The sequence below is a fragment of the Paractinoplanes maris genome (genome assembly GCF_023544465.1).
GTDB classification, from domain to species: domain Bacteria; phylum Actinomycetota; class Actinomycetes; order Mycobacteriales; family Micromonosporaceae; genus Actinoplanes; species Actinoplanes maris.
The window spans coordinates 59,549-77,468 of sequence record NZ_JALPVL010000004.1 but is presented as its reverse complement, the minus strand read 5'-3'; the positions used below and the strand labels follow the sequence as shown (position 1 = coordinate 77,468).

The following is a 17,920-nucleotide window of genomic DNA, read 5'->3' as shown; positions in this document are numbered from 1 at the left end:
TCCCCACCCACAGTGACTGCCCATCCTAGAGAGTCGTGATCACGCCACGTGACGCCCTCGGGGATACATCGGGACGACCACGGGCGGCTCGGGGGTCTCGAGAAGCTCGACCTCGAAGCCGGCCAGCTCGAAGACCTCGATCGCCCGCATCTCGCCCGGGGTCAGATCCTCGATGCCGTCGGGTGTGCTCATCAGGGTGCCGACCAGGCAGCCCTGGCAGTCCAGGGACTCCTTGTCGCAGCGACCGCAGTCGATGATCATCATTCCTCCTCCCCGGGTGGCGGCGCGACGTCGTATCGGGGGAAGCCTCGTCGCGGGCCGAACACCATCGGTGACCATCACGCTAGGGGTGGGGTATGACAAAAACCGGAAACCGCAGGTCAGGAGCGGGACAGACGACGCAGCAGGGAGTCCGCCCCCATCGGGTACGCACCGTGCCGGCGTACGCCGTCGGCCACCTCCCGATCGGAGGAGATGACCACGATCGGACGCCCGGCCGGCTCGGCCCGCACCAGCTGGCGGATCAACTCGTCGGCCGTGTCGCCCTTGCGTGAGAAGAGGACCCGCACCCCCCGGGGCGCCGGCGGCAGCCCGTGCACCCGCTCGGCCCCGTCGAAGACCACGGTGACCTCGTCGCCGGTCTGGGCCGCGATGCCGCCCAGCCCGGTGATCAGGCGTTTGCGCTGCTGCTCGAGCGACATCTCGGCGAAGCCCCGCTTGGTCACGTTGTAACCGTCGACGATCAGGTGTGCCCGGGGCAGGGCCAGCAGCTGGTCGAGCCGGCCAGGGTCGTCGGTGTCCTGAGCCCGCGCCTGGGAGCGCTCGGGCGAGCCGGGACGGTCGGCCGACGCGTCGGCGACCAGATCGGCGGGCATCCGGTCGGCCGGATTGAGCGCCAGCTCACGGCGCAGCCCGGAGGCGGCCTGGCCGATCGTCTCGATCAGCAGCCAGAGCCGGGCGTCGTCGGCCGCCCGGGCGTCCTTGGCCGCCTGCTTGCCGGTGGCGGCCAGCGCCTCGGCCTCGGCCAGGCGGGTCTTGAGACGGCGGACCTCGGAGTCGTGGTCGGCCGCGACGCGCGACGCACGTCCCTTCTCCGTGGCCAGCAGGTCGCTCGCGCGCTTCTGCGCGGCCTGCGACTCGCGCAGGGCCCGGCTGGTGGCTCGGGACTCCTCGCGCAGCTGGCCGAGCTCCTCGCGGACCCGGGCCAGCTCGTCGCGCAGCTTGTCGGCCTCGACCTTGGCCACCGCCCGGTCGTGCTCGGCGCGGGCGGCCCGCTGCTCGGCGTCGCGCACCTGGGCGGCGATCGCGGCGCTGTCGGCCTCGGCCTGCACCGCGTGGCCGGCCCCCTCGACGAGCTCGCGCCAGCCCTCGGGCCGGGTCAGATAGGCCAGCGCGGCGACCTCGACCGGGTCGGCCGCGGCGGGCGCCATGCCGGACGCCACGGCGGCGCCCAGATCACCGGCCTCGGTCGCCACCCGGCCGCTGATCCGCTGGCGGAACAACGGGTCGGAGGCGAGCTGAGCGGCGATCTCGCGGCCACCGAGACGAGCGCGACGATTGGGGGCGAAACGGGCGACCTTCCGCATCTGCGGCGGCATCTCGTCGGCGGGCAGGCCGGGCAGTGCCGCCGCCGCGAGAGCGGTGATGCGCAACCGGACCGGCTCGGGAAGAACCGGCTCGGGGGCGAACTCCGCGTCCTGGACAGCCGCCTCCCCCTCGGGGCGGTCGCCGGACGGCAGGAGCTCTGACATCTCCCTATTCTCCCACCGCCGACTGCGGAAAAGCTTGTCGAAGCAAGTGATCTTTTCAGGGGGCCGGGCCAGTTTCTGTCGTACCCCCTCTCTAATCTCCCCGCCGTGGCACAACCGGCATATGTCCAGGGCACTCTGGACACGCTTCTCAGCGCCGACGGGTCGGTCGACCCGGCGGCGCTCTCCCTGGCCGACACCACTTTCGTGGTGCTCGACCTCGAGACGACCGGCGGTGCGGCCGACGGTGGCGGCATCACCGAGATCGGCGCGGTCAAGGTGCGCGCCGGGGAGGAGCTCGGCGTCTTCGCGACCCTGGTCAACCCGGGTGAGCGGCTGCCGCCCTTCATCACCGTGCTGACCGGCATCACCGAGGCCATGCTGGCTCCGGCCCCGCCGATCGAGTCCGTGCTGCCCAGCCTGCTCGAGTTCCTGCGTGGCTCGGTGCTGGTGGCGCACAACGCGCCCTACGACGTGGGCTTCCTCAAGGCAGCGTGCGCCCGGCACGGTTACCCCTGGCCCAACCCGCGGGTGCTCGACACCGCCGCGGTCGCCCGCCGGGCGCTGACCCGCGACGAGGTGCCCAACCGCAAGCTCGGCACGCTCGCCCAGTTCTTCCACGCCGCCGTCCAGCCGACCCACCGCGCGCTCGACGACGCCCGGGCCACGGTCGACGTGCTGCACGGCCTGATCGAGCGGCTGGGCAGCTTCCGGGTGCACACCCTGGGTGATGCCATCGAGTTCGCCAAGGCGGTGACGCCGACCCAGCGCCGCCAGCGCCATCTGGCCGACGGCCTGCCCCACGTTCCGGGGGTCTACGTGTTCCGCGCCGGCGACGGCCGGGCGCTCTATGTGGGCAAGTCCAAGGACATCGCCACCCGCGTCCGCAGCTACTTCACGGCGAGTGAGAAAAGGGCACGCATCTCGGAGATGCTGGGCGCCGCCACCCGGGTCGAGGCGGTCGAGTGCGCCCACCCGCTCGAGGCCGAGGTGCGCGAGCTCCGGTTGATCGCCGCGCACTCCCCGCCCTACAACCGCCGCTCGAAATATCCGGAGCGGGTGGTCTGGCTCAAGCTGACGTCCGAGGCCTATCCGCGGCTCTCCGTGGTCCGGGCGCTGGCCGACGACGACGCGGCCTACCTCGGGCCGTTCTCGTCGCGCCGGACGGCCGAGCTGGCCGCGGCCGGGGTCTACGACGCGGTCCCGATGCGCCAGTGCAGCCACAAGCTCTCGGTCCGCACCCCGACGCCGGCGTGCGCCCTGGCCGAGCTCGGCCGCTGCCCCGCGCCCTGCGAACACAAGATCACCCCGGAGGCGTACGAGGAGACCGCCGCCCTGCCGTTCCGGACGGCCCTCCACGGTGATCCGTCGCAGGTGGTCGAGGCCCTGATGGCTCGCATCGACACACTCTCCGACAAGCGCCGTTACGAGGAGGCCGCCGTCCTGAGGTCCCGCCTGATCGCGCTCCTTCGAGCCACCGTACGCATGCAGAAACTGACCGCCCTGACCCGGCTGACCGAGATCGTCGCCGCCCGTCGCGACACCGTCGGCGGCTGGGAGATCTCCGTCGTCCGGCACGGCCGGTTGGCCGCCGCGGCCACCTCGCCACCGCGCGAGCATCCCCGGCCGACCCTCGACGCCATCCGCCTGACCGCCGAGACAGTCCTCCCCGGACGCGGTCCGGTGCCGGCCGCGTCGGCCGAGGAGACCGAGCGGATCCTGGCCTGGCTCGAGCAGCCCGACACCCGGCTGGTGGAAACTTCCGGCGACTGGGTGTCACCGGTTCGTGGCGCGGCGCGCTTCACCTCCCTGCTCACCAGGGCCGAGGCGGCCGCATCGGGTAAAGACTCGTCCGTTCGCTCATCGGTAACTGACCGTTCGGATGACGCTCGCTCGCTTAGGCTGTAAGGCAAGTGGATTCCCGGGCCTGGTTCGCGGGGCTTCACGACGTTTTGGTCGCCTGCTCCCGCGGTCCCCCGCGCGATCCCCGGCGACCCAGTGGTGAGGGGGTGTCCAGTGGACGTCGACGCCGGCCACGGCGCCGCCCTTGGACGTGCCCTGCCGACTTCCCAGCGCGAGATGTCGCTCACGCAGCGTCTGCGCTCGTTCCTGAGTCTCCCCGGCAACGATGACGATCCTGTGACGACGCTGACCCGCGCCCACCGCCATGTGCACCCGGCGGCCGACGCGGGCGTTCTGCGCCGCAGCTATGCGATCGCGGAAAACATGCACCGGGGTCAGATGCGCAAGTCGGGTGAGCCCTACATCACCCATCCGCTCGCCGTCGCCCAGATCTGCGCCGAGCTCGGCATGGATACGACCACCCTGGTCGCCGCCCTGCTGCACGACACGGTGGAGGACACGAGCTACACGCTCGAGGCGCTGCACGGCGACTTCGGTCCCGAGGTGACCCACCTGGTCGACGGGGTGACCAAGTTCGACAAGGCTTTCTACGGCAAGGCGGCCGAGGCCGAGACGATCCGCAAGATGATCGTGGCCGCGGGCAAGGACGTCCGGGTGCTGGTGATCAAGCTGGCCGACCGCCTGCACAACATGCGCACGCTGGACGCCCGCTCCCCCGCCTCGCGGGCCCGCATCGCCACCGCCACCCTCGACGTGCTGGTCCCGCTGTGTGACCGGCTCGGCATCCAGGCCCTCAAACGCGACCTCGACGACGTGGTGCTCTTCCACCTCGAGCCCGACTCGTACGCGCGGATCGACGAGCACGTGCGCAACCGTCCCGGCTGGTCCGAGTATCTCGACGACGTGACGGCCAAGGCGCGGACGTCGCTCCGCCGCCAGCGGGTGACCGCCGAGGTGACCCCCCGGCCGCGGCACTATTACTCGATCTGGAAGGACACGGTCGCCGGCGGCCACAGCGTCCCGTTCGACCTGCCGCGCATCGCGGTGATCGTCGATGGCCCCGAGACCGACTGTTACGCCGCGCTCGGCGCGATCCACGGCCAGTGGCGCCCGGTGGCCGGCCGGTTCAAGGACTTCATCGCCTCCCCCAAGAACAACCTCTACCGCTCGCTGCACACCACTGTCACCGGTCCCGACGGCCGCCTGGTCGAGGTGCTGATCCGCACCCAGGCGATGCACCGCTACTCGGAGTACGGCGTCGCCACGACCTACCGCTACCCGAAATACGCGGAGACCGCCGAGGCCTCGGGCGCCGACCAGCTGACCTGGCTCAAGCGCGTGCTCGACTGGCAGCAGGACACCACCGACGCCGCCCAGTTCCTGGCCTCACTGCGCTGTGACCTGGCCGAGGCCCAGATCACCGTCTTCGCCCACGGCCACGCGTGTGAGCTGCCCAGCGGCTCCACCCCGGTCGACCTGGCCTATGAGCTGAGCCCGCAGAAGGGCGACCAGTGCCTGGCCGCGACGATCAACGGCCGGCTGGCCCCGCTGAGCTCGCAGCTGCGCGACGGCGATGTGGTCGAGATCTTCTCCGAGACCGACGGCCAGGTGGAGGCGGAACCGAACGCTCCCCGCGGCCCGCGCCGCGAGTGGCTCGGCTTCGTGAAATCGAGCCAGGCCCAGATGCAGATCAACAAATACTTCGACGAGAAGAACGAACCGGGCATCAGCATCGCCGACAAGGTCCGCCTGGGCCGCGCGACGATCGGCTTGACACTCCGGAAACACGACCGGGGCCTGGCCAGTGAGGTCCCGCTGCGCCGGCTGGCCGAGGAGCTCGGCTATCCCGACCTCGAGACGATGCTGGTCGCGGTCTGTGAGCGCACCCTCGAGCCCGACACGGTGGTCGAGCAGCTCATCGCCCTGGTCGACCATCCGGACTGAGCCACGTCGCCGGGCGCCTGCGGCACCCCGCTAGCCTTGCGCTTGTGAGTTTTCCTCGGCGCTTGCGGGCGTACGCATATCAGGCGTTCTATCGCATGCCCGGCCCCCTGCGCCGGGCCGTCGTCATCCTGGTCGCCCCGAAATATCTGGTCGGCGCCGTCGCCGTGATCCGCGACTCCGAGACCGGCGACCTCCTGTTGCTGCGCCAGCCCTCCAAGGCCGGCTGGAGCCTGCCCGCGGGTCTGCTGAAGCGTCACGAGCCCCCCGCCGACGGCGCCGCCCGTGAGCTCTTCGAGGAGACCGGCGTCCGCGTGGCCGCCGACGACCTGACCCCCGGCATCCCCAACGCGATCGTCCACCCCGTCGGCGTGGTCGACACCGTCTTCTTCGGCACCGTCCCCGCCTCGGCCACCACCCTGCACATCGACGGCGGCGAAATCGTCGACATCGGCTGGTTCCCGATCGACGCCCTCCCCCGCCTGACGTCGAACACCACCAAGCTCCTCGCCCGCTACAACCTGGCCGAGTCACCGCCCCCCACCGACCCGGGCCCGAAGCCGCCGGCCACCACAGCTGCGCCGACGGTGACGGAGAGCAAAGCCGCATCAGACAGCTCCACCGCGGCCGACCACCCCGCCGTGCCGTCGGGCGACGCCGAGGAACGACCGTGACCGCCGTCGCCGGCGTGATCCTCGCCGCCGGGGAGGGCCAACGTCTGCGCCCACTGACCGAGCTGCTGCCCAAGGCTCTCTGCCCCGTCGGCAACGTCCCCCTGCTCGACCGCGCGCTCACCCGCCTGACCGGCCTGGGCTTGTCCGGCCCCGACGACGTGGCAGTCAACGCCGCCTACCTGGCCGACCAGGTGGTCCGCCACGTCGGCGACCGCGCCCACCTCTCCGTCGAACCCGACGGCCCGGTCGGCACCTCCGGCGGCGTCGGCCGCCTGAAGTCCTGGATCGACGGCCGCGGCGCCCTGGTCGGCAACGCTGACGCCTATTTGGCCGACCCCACCCGCGACCCCGGCAAGGACATCGCCGCCCTGCTGGACGGCTGGGACGGCGAAACAGTCCGCATGCTCTCCAAGCCGACTCTCCCCGGCACCACAGGCGGCTTCAGCGGCCGCCGTTTCACCGGCTTCTCCCTGCTGCCCTGGCGCTACATCCAGCACCTTTCCCCAGAACAGAGCGACCTCGTACGCACAGTCTGGCGCCCCGCCGAAGCCGAAGACTCCCTGGAACTCATCAACTTCGACGGCGTCTACATCGACACCGGCACCCCCGCCGACTACTTGCTGGCCAACCTGCACTCCACCCAGGGCGCATCCCTCATACATCCCACCGCCACCATCACCGGCACCGTGACCAACTCCGTAGTAGGCGCCCACGCCACAGTCCACGGCACCGTAACCCGCAGCGTCCTCTGGCCCACCGCCCACGTCCCCGCCCCCGAGTCCCTGACAAGCTCCATCCGAGCCCCCGGCCCCCTGACCGTCCCCGTCTGACCCCCACAGCGCTTCGCGCGGAACACTCCACCAGCCCTCCCGGCCCCGGCCAGACAGACGCCGCCCGTCCCTGACGCCCGTCGCCACGCGACCGCAATCGTCAGAGGTCTGACGCCCGCCGCCACCCGACCACCACGTCAGAGACCGCCGCCAGCCTTCCCCCACATCAGGCGAGGTCCAGAGGCCCACAGCATGGTCACCAGCAACATCACCACCGAGTTGGCCCACACTGACCGACCAACGATGGAGCCGAAGGCGGACGCAACCGGCGCGGACCGTCCCAGCACCCCACCACCCAGCCCGGCCTGCCCGACGTCATCCCCAGCTCCGACCACAGCGCGGCAGCCAGACCACCCACCCGCCAGGGGACCACTCAGCTCAGCCGCCCCATCACCAGCGAGCAAGCAGAGTCCTGCCCGTCACCGTCTCCCCCACGAGGATGGGGCCGAGGGTGACCACGCAGGGCATAAATGCTCCACAGCCCAGCGTGGTCACCCTCGGCCCCATCCGTCCCACCGCAAGAGAGCCACCCCCACAAAGCGATGATTCAGCGCCCTCCCGCCAGTCCTACTCAGGAGGAGGCACATATGACCACGCAAGAGCAGAACGAAAAGGCCATCACCGACCTGGTGACCCGATGGGCAGCCGCAATCCGAGCAGCCGACCTACCAGGCGTCCTGGCCGCCCACGCCAACGACATCGTGATGTTCGACGTACCCCCGCCACAAGACGGCGTACGCGGCATGGACGCCTACCGAGAGGTCTGGCCACCGTTCTTCCGGTGGATCGCCTCCGGTTCCACCTTCGAGATCGTCCACCTCGAGGTCACCGCCGGCACCGACGTAGCCTTCGCCCACGCACTCCTACGCTGCGGCGAACCCGAGGAGCTGAAAGCCCACCCCGATCGGCGCCTGCGCCTGACCTTGGGCCTGCGCAAGGAGGACGGCGAGTGGCTCGTGACCCACGAGCACCACTCGTTCCCCATAGAGCCCTAGTCGGCGTCCGGCAGCCCGATCGCGAACGCGTCCTCCAGGTCGTGCTTGGAATACGCCCGGAACGCAATGTGCGACTCGGTGTTCAGCACACCCGGAGTCTTGGAGATCTTGCCCGCGATGACCTCGGCGATGTCGTCGAACTTCGACACGCGGACGATCGCGATCAGGTCGACGTTCCCCGCCACCGAGTAGACCTCGCTGACCCCGTCGAGAGCCGCCAGGGCCTCCGCCACCTCGGGAATCGAGTCGGTGGCGCAGTCGATGTGCACGATCGCGGTGTTCACCTGCGAGCTCCTCGGCGGTCAACGGGACAGTGACGCCCATGCTATCCACAGCCACCCGGCACCGAACAGAAAAGGGGCCCGCCGATGAAGCGGGCCCCTTTTGTTGCCTGTCTTACTTCCGGCCGGAGGTGATCTCCTCGCGGGTGTCGCCGCTGATCGGCGGCATGCCGGGAGACACCGGCGCCTCGGACGGCTTCTCCACCGGGAAGAAGAATCCCTTCACCGCCGGCGCCAGGGCACCGACCCGGTTCATCTTCTTCGGGACCACCCAGCCGCCGTACTCGATCGGGAGCGGGTGCCCGTGGTCGTCCACCGGGCCGAGCGGCTGGTGGACCTCCATGAACTGCCCGTTCGGCAGGCGCCGGATGATGCCGGTCTCGACACCGTGGGCCAGCACTTCCCGGTCGTGCTGCTGGAGACCCAGGCAGACGCGGACCGCGATGAAGTAGGCCAGTGCCGGCAGAACGATCAGGCCGATGCGGCCCGCCCAGGTCATCGCGTTGAGGCTGATGTGGAACTTGTCGGCGATGACGTCGTTGGCGCCGGAGATCGTGGCCCACAGGAAGAACGTGACGGCCATCGAGCCGATGCCGACGCGCTCCGGGTTGTCGCGGGGTCGCTCCAGCAGGTTGTGGATGCGCTTGTCACCGGTCTTCCGCGCCTCCAGCCACGGCCAGGCCATCGGCGCCGTGGTGAAGAAGCCGAGACCCACGACGGCCGGCCAGAACAGCGGCGGGATGCTGTAGTCGCCGATGTAGATCTGCCAGTTCGGCATGAGCCGGACCAGGCCGTCCATGAACATGACGTACCAGTCGGGCTGCGACGCGGAGGAAACCTCAGCCGCCCGGTAGGGCCCGAACAGCCAGATCGGGTTGATCTGGAAGAGGCCCGCGAGCAGCGCCACCGTGCCGAAGACGGCCATGAAGAAGCCGCCCTGCTTGAGCGCGTAGCGCGGGAACATGCGCTCGCCGACCACGTTGGTGTTGGTCCGCATCGGGCCGGGCCACTGGGTGTGCTTCTGCTTGAAGACCAAACCCAGGTGGACGCTGATCAGCGCGAGCAGACCGCCCGGGATGAGCAGCACGTGGGCGATGTAGAACCGGCCGATGATCAGGTGGCCGGGGAACTCGCCGCCGAAGATCGAGGCCGAGACCCAGGTGCCGACGACCGGGATCGACAGCATGATCGCGGAGGCGATACGCAGGCCGGTGCCGGACAGACCGTCGTCGGGGAGCGAGTAGCCCGTGAAGCCGGCCAGGAAGCCCAGCAGGAACAGGGCCATGCCGATCACCCAGTTGGTCTCACGCGGCTTGCGGTATGCGCCGGTGAAGAAGATTCGCAGCATGTGCACGACGATCGACGCCATGAACAGCAGCGCCGCCCAGTGGTGCATCTGGCGCATGAACAGACCACCGCGCACCTCGAACGACAGGTGCAGCGAGGACGCGTAGGCCTGCGACATCTCCGTGCCGCGGAGGGCCGGATAGGCACCCTCGTAGGCGGTCTCCGTCATCGACGGATCGAAGAACAGCGTCAGGAAGACACCGGTCAGCAGCAGGATGATGAACGAGAAGAGGGCGATCTCGCCCAGCAAGAAGGACCAGTGGTCCGGGAAGACCTTGTTGAGCAGCGCCCGGAGGGGTGTGGACGCCTGGAACCGCTCGTCTACGCCTTTGGCGAAGGTGACCGGCGCCTGCTGGAGGTCGGCTTTACCTGTTCGGCGCTTCACGGCCGCTCCCAGAAGTCAGGTCCGACAGTGTCCTTGAAGTCGGACGTTGCCACGAAGTAGCCCTCCTCGTCCACCCCGAGCGGCAACATCGGCAGACGCCGGGTGGCGGGTCCGAAGATGGGCTGCGCGTTACGGGTGATCTGGAACTGCGACTGGTGGCAGGGGCACAGCAAACGGTTGGTCTGTTGCTCGTAAAGACTAGCCGGGCAACCGGCGTGGGTGCAGATCTTGGAGTACGCGACGTAGTCGCCCCACATCGATCCGCGGTTGCGCCGGTCGCCGTCGGCGTTGCGCCGGGTCTCCTCGGCGTCGTCGGACCGCAGGTGGATCAGCAGGGTCGGCGAGTCGGCGTACTCGTTGGTGGCCCCGTGCGGGACTCCGGGGTAGACGGTCATCTGGCCTCCGGTGCTGACGTCCTCGGGCCGGATCGGTGTGCCGTCGTCGCGGGTCAGCCGGACCTGGTTGCCGCCGTTCTTGACCGGGCTGAAGCCGGTCGTGAACAGGTCGGGCTGGTCGGCCTTGTGCGGGTTCTCGATGAGGCCACCGATCAGCGGCGCCGCGGCGACCAGACCGATCGGCGCCAGGCCGAAGCCGATCGCGCCCTTGAGCAGCGGCCGGCGCTGGACGCCCTGGTTGAGCTCGTCACCGACGAAGATCATCGTCTGACCGGTGATCTTCTGCTCGTCGGTCGGCGGCATGCCGTCGTGCCGGGCCTGGATCGACACCTCGTGCGGCAGCAGTTTCTTGGCCCAGGCGAGGATCGCGAAGCCGACCGCGAACAGCGAGATGCCGAGCGTGATGCCGAGCAGCGGCGTGAAGTAGTCACCCGCGGTGTGGCCGAGCTGGAACCGCCACGGCCAGAAGATGTAGAAGGCAAGGAAGGCGAACGCCGCCAGGCCCGCGATGATGAACAGGAGGGCGATGTTGCGCACGACGCGCTTCTCGGCCTTCGAGTTCGTGCCCTGGAACTGCGATTCGTAGGTGACGAGCTCGATCTCGTCGCGGCGCAGGCCCTCCTTGACGACGTCGAGGCGGGTGAGCCTCGGGTCGTGGACGTCGACCGGCTCGGGAGCGTCGGGCGCGTCGTGGTGCAGCGTGGTCATGACTTCCCCGCAATCCACAGCGACGTGAAGACCAGGATGGTGATGCCGACGGCAAAGATGGCAATGCCCTCGGTCGACGGTCCGTAACGCCCCAGGTTGAACAGACCACCCGGGTCCTTGTCGTCCTGCAGCTGCAGCGAGATGTAAGTGATGATCTCGCGCTTCTCGTCCGGCGTGAGCTGGTTGTCACCGAAGACCGGCATGTTCTGCGGGCCGCTCAGCATCGCGGCGTAGATCTCCTGCGGCGTCGCGTCGTGCAGCGCGGGAGCGTACTTACCCGAGGACAACGCACCGCCGCCGCCGCCGAAGCCGTGGCACGAGGTGCAGTTGACCCGGAAGAGCTCACCGCCGCGGGCGATCGCCTCGGGGTTGTCCTCGAGGTTCTCGACCAGCTCACCGGCGGGCAGCTGGGGGCCTCCGCCCAGCTCCTGGATGTACTGGCCGAGCTGCTTGGTCTGGTTCTTGTCGAAGAGCGGCTTCTTCTCCTCGGCCTGAGCCTCCTGGCGGGTCATCGGCATGCGGCCGGTGCCCACCTGGAACTCCACCGACGCCGAGCCGACGCCGATCAGGCTCGGACCGCGGTCCTCGACGCCCTGGCCGTCGCGCCCGTGGCAGGTGATGCAGCTGTTGTCGTAGAGCTGCTTGCCCTCGAGGGCAGTGGCCGACAGCTGTCGCGGGTCGTCAGCGAACGCGCCCGGCGCGAAAGCGGTGTAGACGCCACCAGCCAGCGCGAGCGCGGCGAGCATACGCAGCGCTGCGCCGATGCGGCGGCGTGCCCGGCTCGGCGCGCCACGCCGCCGGGAGAACACCCGGAAGCGCCGGGCGGGCGAGTCAGAACTCATGGGTTAGTTATCCCTCTGCATGTAGACCTGAAGCTCATGGACGGGACCGCGTGGCTCTACTGCAGCCAATAGATCATGGCGAACAGCGCGATCCACACGATGTCCACGAAGTGCCAGTAGTACGACACGACGATCGCCGAGGTGGCCTGCGCCGGGGTGAACCTACCCATGGTCGTACGGATCATGTAGACGATGAAGGCGATCAGACCGCCCGTGACGTGCAGGCCGTGGAAGCCCGTGGTCAGGTAGAACATCGAGCCGTAACCGTCGCCGTTGAGCTTGATGCCCTCGTGGACGAGGTTGCGGTACTCGTTCGCCTGCCCGAGCACGAAGATCAGGCCCATCACGAAGGTGATCGTGAACCAGCGCCGCAGCGCGAACACATCACCCTTCTCCGCCGCGAACACGCCGAGCTGACACGTGACCGAGGAGAGCACCAGGATCACGGTGAACGTCGTCGCATACGGGATCTCGAGATGCTGCGTGTGTTCCGCCCACATCTCGGGCGCCGCCGCGCGGATCGAGAAGTACATCGCGAACAGTGCCGCGAAGAACATGAGCTCGCTGGAAAGCCACACGATCGTCCCGACGCTCACCATGTTCGGTCGCGTCAGCGAGTGGATCCTGCTCTTGTCGATGGCTGAGGCCGCTGTCACGAGGCTCATTATTGCCCCGCGATCAGTGCAACGTGCTGCGGGGGGTCGAATTCAGGCACGAGTTGCGGTGGGTAATTTTCGGCCGGCACCTGATAGGCCTAGCCTCGGGTGGTGCACCTTGCCGAAATGCCCACCCTCGCCGCGCCGGGCGGGGATACTGTTCTTCCGCCGTTCACCCCGGGCGTGATCTTCACTCAGATCCACCTGGGCAGCCTGGTCGCCCTGTTCCTGCTGGTGGCGGCCGCGCTCTACGGCTACGGCGTCTATCGCCTGCGGCAGCGGGGCGACGCCTGGCCGGTCGGGCGCACGGTGGCCTTCGTCGTGGGTGGACTCGGCTCGATCGCGGCCGTCACGGTCACCGGCATCGAGGCGTACGACACAACGCTGCTCTCCGTGCACATGGTGCAGCACATGGTGCTGTCCATGGTGGGCCCGATCTTCCTGGCGCTGGGTGCGCCGGTCACGCTGGCCTTGCGTACGCTGCCCGCCGCACCCCGTCGCACGGTGCTCGCCGTCCTGCACAGCCGGGTCGCCCGGGTCCTGACGTTCCCGCTGGTCGCCTTCGGCATCTTCGTGGCCAACCCGTTCGTCCTCTACTTCACCGACCTCTACCGGCAGACGCTGCTGCACTCGTGGCTGCACGAGTTCATCCACGTCCACTTCATCATCACCGGCTGCCTGTTCTTCTGGCCGCTGCTGGGCCTGGACCCGCTGCCCAACCGCTGGCCCTACCCGGGCCGCGCGCTGCTGATGGTGCTGTCGGTGCCGTTCCACACGGTGCTCGGACTGACGATCATGCAGAGCCCGACGCTGCTGGCCGGCGCCTACTACACGAGCCTCGGCCTGAGCTGGACCGATCCGAAGAGCGACCAGGTCACCGCGGGCGGCATCCTGTGGGCCGGCGGCGAGATCGTCAGCGTCACGATGCTCGGCATCCTGGTGCTGCAGTGGGTGCGCCAATCCGAGCGCGAGGCCCGCCGGATCGACCGCGCCCTGGACCGGCAGGAGGCCGAGGAGGCCGCCGCGCAGGCCCGCGACAATGCCGTGAAGATCACAAACGGGACCCCCGACGGCACGCGCGTACCGGGGTCGGACACCCCGTAGTCCGTTCCGTTACGATCGGCGGGCACCTACGACGTGAGCCGAGGCACAAAAATGAGCGACGCGCAGATCACTCAGTACACGGTCCTGCTCTACAGCAACAATCCCGCTGTGCGCGACCGGATCCGGCTCGCGATCGGCACCCGACCGGCGGCCGACCTCCAGGTCGAGTTCGCCGACGCCTCCACCTGGGAGGACTGCCGCGACCTGCTCGACAAGTACGACATCGACCTGATGGTGCTCGACGGTGAGGCCTCGCCCGCCGGCGGCATGGGCATCGCCCGCCAGACCAAGGACGAGTATGCGACTCCCCCGCCGGTCTGCGTGGTCCTGGCCCGCGCGGCCGACCGCTGGCTGGCGGCGTTCGCCCAGGTCGACCAGACCCTGATCATGCCGCTCGACCCGGTCACCACCGGGCAGACGGTCGCCGCGATGCTCCGGGCCCGCCGCAACGGCGCGATCCCGCTGGGCACCCTCGGCACGCTGGGCTGAAGCCGACCGGCGAAAACACGCTGGGCTGACCCTGACCGGCGAAGACCCGCTGGGCTGACCCTGACCGGCGAAGACAAGACCGCTGACCGGTGAAGTGAAAACCACGGAGGGGCCCCGGCATGGCCGCACGCACCTGGCCGAACCTGACGAGCGCGCTGCTCCGCGGCGAGGAGCTCGGATCGGCCGACACCGCCTGGGCCATGGGCGAGATCATGACGGGCAACGCGACCCCGGCCCAGATCGCCGGGTTCGCGATCGCGCTGCGGGCCAAGGGTGAGACACCGGCCGAGCTGGCCGGCCTGGTCGAGGCCATGCTGGCCAACGCCGCCCTGGTCGAGCTGCCCGAGGCGGTCCGCACCACCGCGGTCGACGTGGTCGGGACGGGTGGCGACCGGGCCAACACAGTCAACATCTCGACGATGGCGGCGATCATCACAGCCGCCTCCGGTGTGACAGTGGTCAAACACGGCAACCGGTCGGCCTCGTCGACCACCGGCACAGCCGATCTGCTCGAGCACTTCGGCATCCCGCTCGACCTCGGCCCCGAGGGGGTCGTGAGCACGGTGACCGGTGCCGGCATCGGGTTCTGCTTCGCCGCCCGCTACCACCCCGGCATGCGGCACGCCGCGGTGACCCGGCGCGAGCTGGGCGTCCCCACGTTCTTCAACGTGCTGGGCCCGCTGACCAACCCGGCCCGCCCCACGGCGGCGGCGGTCGGTTGCTTCGACACGCGCATGGCGCCGGTGATGGCGGCCGTCTTCGCCCGGCGTGGCGACTCGGCGCTGGTGATGCGGGGCGAGGACGGGCTCGACGAGTTCACGACGGCGGCGCCGACCCGGGTCTGGCAGGCCAAGGACGGCGAGGTCGTCGAGCACCTGATCGACTCGGTCGAGCTCGGGCTGCCCCGCAGTGAGCCGGCTGCCCTGCGCGGCGGCGACGTGGCCTTCAACGCCGACGTGGCCCACCGCACCTTCGCCGGCGAGCCCGGCGCGGTGCGGGACGCGGTGGTTCTCAACGTGGCAGCGGCCCTGGCGGCTCAGGACGGCTTCCCCGGCGACCTCAGGGACACGCTGCGGGCCGGAATAGCGCGGGCCCAGGAAACGATCGACTCCGGCGCCGCGACGGCTCAGCTGGCTCGCTGGGTGGAAGCCGCCCAGAAAGCCAAAGCGGCCGAGTAAGCAAGCTCACCGCCGAATAAGCAAGCTCACAGCGGACACGCCGCACCACATACTCCCAAATGCCCGATATACGTGGCAGCGTCGGAATCAGTTTCGGGTATCCACCTTCCGGCGAAGAGAGGAGCCACCCGTGTCCGACCGCGATCCACGCTGCATCATCTGCGACGGCGACATGATGTTCGAGGTGCCGCCCCCCACAGACGGCCCCGCCGAAGAACTCGTCTGCACCCGCTGCGGCGCAGCCGAGGTAGTAACCCCCGTAGTAGCCCACCTTTGGCCAGGCCTCTACACCCCTGCCCGCCGCACACCCCCCAAACAACGCCAGGCAGCTGCCTGACCCCCACCCCGGCCACCCTCGCTCACCCCGCAAGAACCCAGCGGCGCCGCCCGCACCGGTCGACGCGCCGACGAGGTTGCGGGCGCGCAGCAGGCGGGCGCCTCGCACGAGCTCTTGTTGACGGGAGCCTCCGGCGCGCAGCCTCCTCAGCGGCCACAAGATCCCGCACCCCGGCGAGCCCGGCACCCTCGGCCGTGTCGCAAGAGCCCCGCGCCCGGCGCAGCACGCGAGAACCCACCACCCACAGCCGGCCCGCGAAAGCAGGATGTGGCCCGCGAGAAGCCCGCGTCTCCAGGCAGCGCGAAAAGCCCGAGTCTCCAGGCAGCGCAAGAAGCCCGCGTCTTTGGTCCAAGCGCAAGAGGCCCACCCCCCTTGAGGAGCACCGCCCACCCTTTTTTGTAGAGGAGCCCCTTCCTCACTGAGCAACCCGGGTGGTCGCCGTCAATGAGTTGGGCCCCGTTTTTCAACGTCGTCGCTCTTTGCGGCGTTGAAAAACGGGGCCCAACTCATTGACCTAAAAGGCGACCGCCCACGCGGAGCGAAGCGGAGCCAGCAAACTCAGCAGCCCATCCCGCGAAGCCCAGCCAGCTCCCTTAACCCATCACGCAAAACCCAGCCACCTCAGTGCTCAGCAGGATGCCGAGTACCCGTGTAGTACTCAAAGATCATCGCGCACGACGAAACAATCACCAGGATCATCCCGAACGCAACGAGCCACCACATCCAGAACACCAGCCCCAGCCCAGCCACAGAAGCCGAAAGCGCAATCCCGAACGGCCAGTAACTACCAGGACTGAAGAACCCGATCTCCCCCGCACCCTCGGCGATCTCGCCATCCTCCCGGTCCTCCGGACGCAGGTCGATACGCCGCGCCACGAACCAGAAGAACCCACCGCACATGGAGCACAACAACCCGGAAAGAATCAGCGCAACCGTGCCGACCCATTCCACGTGCTCCCCGGTGCCCCGGGTGTAGAAGCCATAGACGGTAGCCGCGCCGAAGAGGAAGACGGCGACGCCGGCAAAGATCTTGTATTCGGTGCGCACGTCTCCTACTTCCCGGCCGTCACGGCCGCGCCGGTGCCCGCGGACACCGCGTCGCGCTGGTTCCAGCTGTTCTTCTGCCGCCGCGTGTTGAACGGCTCGGTGGTCGTCGCGTACGCCTTGTCGCCGGTGTAGCCGATCGCCGCCATCGCCTCCTGCGTGGTGGCACCGTCCTCCTTGGCCTGGAGGAACGTGTCGAACCGCTCGGGCGTGACCGTGACCAGCTCGAACTGCATGAAGGCGTGGTAGGTGCCGCACAGCTCGGCGCATCGGCCGACGTAGCGGCCCTCCTTGTCGAGGGTGACCTCGAAGACGTTGCGCACGTTGCCCGGGAAGACATCCCGCTTGAACAGCATCTCGGGCACCCAGAACGAGTGGATGACGTCCTTGCTCGTCTCCTCGAACCGGATCTTCTGCCCCGTGGGCAGGACCAGGATCGGGATGACGTCGGACGAGCCGACCGTCGAGGCGACCGTGTTGGCCTCCGCGCCGATGCCGTCGCGGTAGTTGAACTGCCAGTTCCATTTGAACGCCACGACCTCGACGACCTGGTCGGGGTTCTTGGAGAGCTTGTCCACGTCGGTCTGCACGATGGCCGTGTAGTAGAAGAGCACCGCCACGATCAGCACCGGGGTGACCGTGTAGAGCACCTCCATCGGCATGTTGAACCGCGTCTGCACGGGCAGCTCGTCACCACGCTTGCGGTAACGGATGACGCACCAGAAGATCAGGCCCCACACGAAGACGCCGACGATCAGCGCGGCGATCACCGAGGCGATCCACAAGTCGTACATCTTGTGGGCCTGCAAGGTGATGCCCTTGCCCGGCCAGCCGAAGTGGCCGAAGGCCTTGCCGACGCCATCGACGGAACATCCCGAGAGCACCAGCAGCAGCAACGACCCGCTGAGGCCGAGCCCGGTGACCCGGACTGCCGCTCGCGGCCGTGCGGCCGAACCTTTTGCGCTCACCTGCTCTTGCCTCCTTAGCAGCGCCGCCTCCCGCCCGAAACGGACACGAGTGGCCAGGCGTTACCGACGGTCGCACATTACTCGACCAGGCCCTGTCCTACCGTTGCGGGGTCCGATCTTCAGCCGTGCACGTAT

Annotated in this window: 15 protein-coding genes and 2 pseudogenes; 8 read left to right on the top strand and 9 right to left on the bottom strand. The window is 69.0% G+C overall.

Annotated elements, in window-relative coordinates; translation table 11 throughout:
* Positions 1 to 39: 39 nt before the first annotated feature.
* A complete protein-coding gene (locus tag NAG42_RS12475; protein WP_250030397.1) occupies positions 40 to 264 on the bottom strand; it encodes a hypothetical protein in 225 nt (74 codons plus the stop codon).
* Between the two features lie 116 nt (positions 265 to 380).
* The gene (locus tag NAG42_RS12470) at positions 381 to 1,751 is read right to left on the bottom strand and encodes an NYN domain-containing protein (protein WP_250030396.1); all 1,371 of its coding nucleotides are present in this window, start codon (positions 1,749 to 1,751) and stop codon (positions 381 to 383) included.
* Between the two features lie 105 nt (positions 1,752 to 1,856).
* Between NAG42_RS12470 and NAG42_RS12465 the strand changes: the two genes are divergently transcribed.
* From NAG42_RS12465 to NAG42_RS12445, 5 genes and pseudogenes are all read left to right on the top strand, one after another.
* Positions 1,857 to 3,656 carry a DEDD exonuclease domain-containing protein gene (locus NAG42_RS12465; protein ID WP_250030395.1) on the top strand — a complete coding sequence of 600 codons (1,800 nt, stop codon included), beginning with the start codon at positions 1,857 to 1,859 and terminating at the stop codon, positions 3,654 to 3,656.
* Between the two features lie 108 nt (positions 3,657 to 3,764).
* A complete protein-coding gene (locus tag NAG42_RS12460; RefSeq protein WP_250030394.1) occupies positions 3,765 to 5,555 on the top strand; it encodes a RelA/SpoT family protein in 1,791 nt (596 codons plus the stop codon).
* Positions 5,556 to 5,650: 95 nt separating this feature from the next.
* Positions 5,651 to 6,115 (top strand): annotated as a pseudogene (locus NAG42_RS12455) (NUDIX hydrolase); the annotation flags it as partial.
* Between the two features lie 107 nt (positions 6,116 to 6,222).
* A complete protein-coding gene (locus tag NAG42_RS12450) occupies positions 6,223 to 7,056 on the top strand; it encodes a nucleotidyltransferase family protein (protein ID WP_250030393.1) in 834 nt (277 codons plus the stop codon).
* A gap of 587 nt (positions 7,057 to 7,643) precedes the next feature.
* Positions 7,644 to 8,042 (top strand): annotated as a pseudogene (locus tag NAG42_RS12445) (YybH family protein); the annotation flags it as partial.
* Between the two features lie 5 nt (positions 8,043 to 8,047).
* On the opposite strand, the gene NAG42_RS12440 reads toward NAG42_RS12445, so the two are convergent.
* The 5 genes from NAG42_RS12440 to ctaE all read right to left on the bottom strand — a co-directional run bounded on the left by NAG42_RS12440 (position 8,048) and on the right by ctaE (position 12,665).
* The gene (locus NAG42_RS12440) at positions 8,048 to 8,335 is read right to left on the bottom strand and encodes an Lrp/AsnC family transcriptional regulator (protein ID WP_250030392.1); all 288 of its coding nucleotides are present in this window, start codon (positions 8,333 to 8,335) and stop codon (positions 8,048 to 8,050) included.
* Positions 8,336 to 8,447: 112 nt separating this feature from the next.
* Complete coding sequence (gene qcrB, locus NAG42_RS12435) at positions 8,448 to 10,064, bottom strand: cytochrome bc1 complex cytochrome b subunit (RefSeq protein ID WP_250030391.1); 1,617 nt, start codon at positions 10,062 to 10,064, stop codon at positions 8,448 to 8,450.
* Entirely contained in the window at positions 10,061 to 11,167 is a 1,107-nt protein-coding gene (gene qcrA, locus NAG42_RS12430) for a cytochrome bc1 complex Rieske iron-sulfur subunit (RefSeq protein ID WP_250030390.1), read from the bottom strand. Before qcrA ends, qcrB begins: the two co-directional genes overlap by 4 nt.
* A complete protein-coding gene (gene qcrC, locus NAG42_RS12425) occupies positions 11,164 to 12,009 on the bottom strand; it encodes a cytochrome bc1 complex diheme cytochrome c subunit (protein ID WP_250030389.1) in 846 nt (281 codons plus the stop codon). The genes qcrA and qcrC overlap by 4 nt, the downstream gene beginning before the upstream one ends.
* Positions 12,010 to 12,065: 56 nt before the next feature.
* Complete coding sequence (gene ctaE / locus NAG42_RS12420; protein WP_250030388.1) at positions 12,066 to 12,665, bottom strand: aa3-type cytochrome oxidase subunit III; 600 nt, start codon at positions 12,663 to 12,665, stop codon at positions 12,066 to 12,068.
* 126 nt (positions 12,666 to 12,791) lie between these two features.
* Between ctaE and NAG42_RS12415 the strand changes: the two genes are divergently transcribed.
* The 3 genes from NAG42_RS12415 to trpD all read left to right on the top strand — a co-directional run bounded on the left by NAG42_RS12415 (position 12,792) and on the right by trpD (position 15,436).
* Positions 12,792 to 13,769: a cytochrome c oxidase assembly protein gene (locus tag NAG42_RS12415; RefSeq protein ID WP_250030387.1), complete on the top strand. Its 978-nt coding sequence runs from the start codon at positions 12,792 to 12,794 to the stop codon at positions 13,767 to 13,769.
* A 51-nt stretch (positions 13,770 to 13,820) separates the two neighbouring features.
* Positions 13,821 to 14,258, top strand: a complete 438-nt coding sequence (locus tag NAG42_RS12410; RefSeq protein WP_250030386.1) for a hypothetical protein — start codon at positions 13,821 to 13,823, stop codon at positions 14,256 to 14,258.
* A 119-nt stretch (positions 14,259 to 14,377) separates the two neighbouring features.
* Positions 14,378 to 15,436: an anthranilate phosphoribosyltransferase gene (gene trpD / locus NAG42_RS12405; protein WP_250030385.1), complete on the top strand. Its 1,059-nt coding sequence runs from the start codon at positions 14,378 to 14,380 to the stop codon at positions 15,434 to 15,436.
* A gap of 958 nt (positions 15,437 to 16,394) precedes the next feature.
* On the opposite strand, the gene NAG42_RS12400 is transcribed toward trpD, so the two are convergent.
* Complete coding sequence (locus NAG42_RS12400; protein ID WP_250030384.1) at positions 16,395 to 16,820, bottom strand: cytochrome c oxidase subunit 4; 426 nt, start codon at positions 16,818 to 16,820, stop codon at positions 16,395 to 16,397.
* A 5-nt stretch (positions 16,821 to 16,825) separates the two neighbouring features.
* Positions 16,826 to 17,785, bottom strand: a complete 960-nt coding sequence (gene ctaC / locus NAG42_RS12395) for an aa3-type cytochrome oxidase subunit II (protein ID WP_438872397.1) — start codon at positions 17,783 to 17,785, stop codon at positions 16,826 to 16,828.
* Positions 17,786 to 17,920 lie beyond the last annotated feature (135 nt).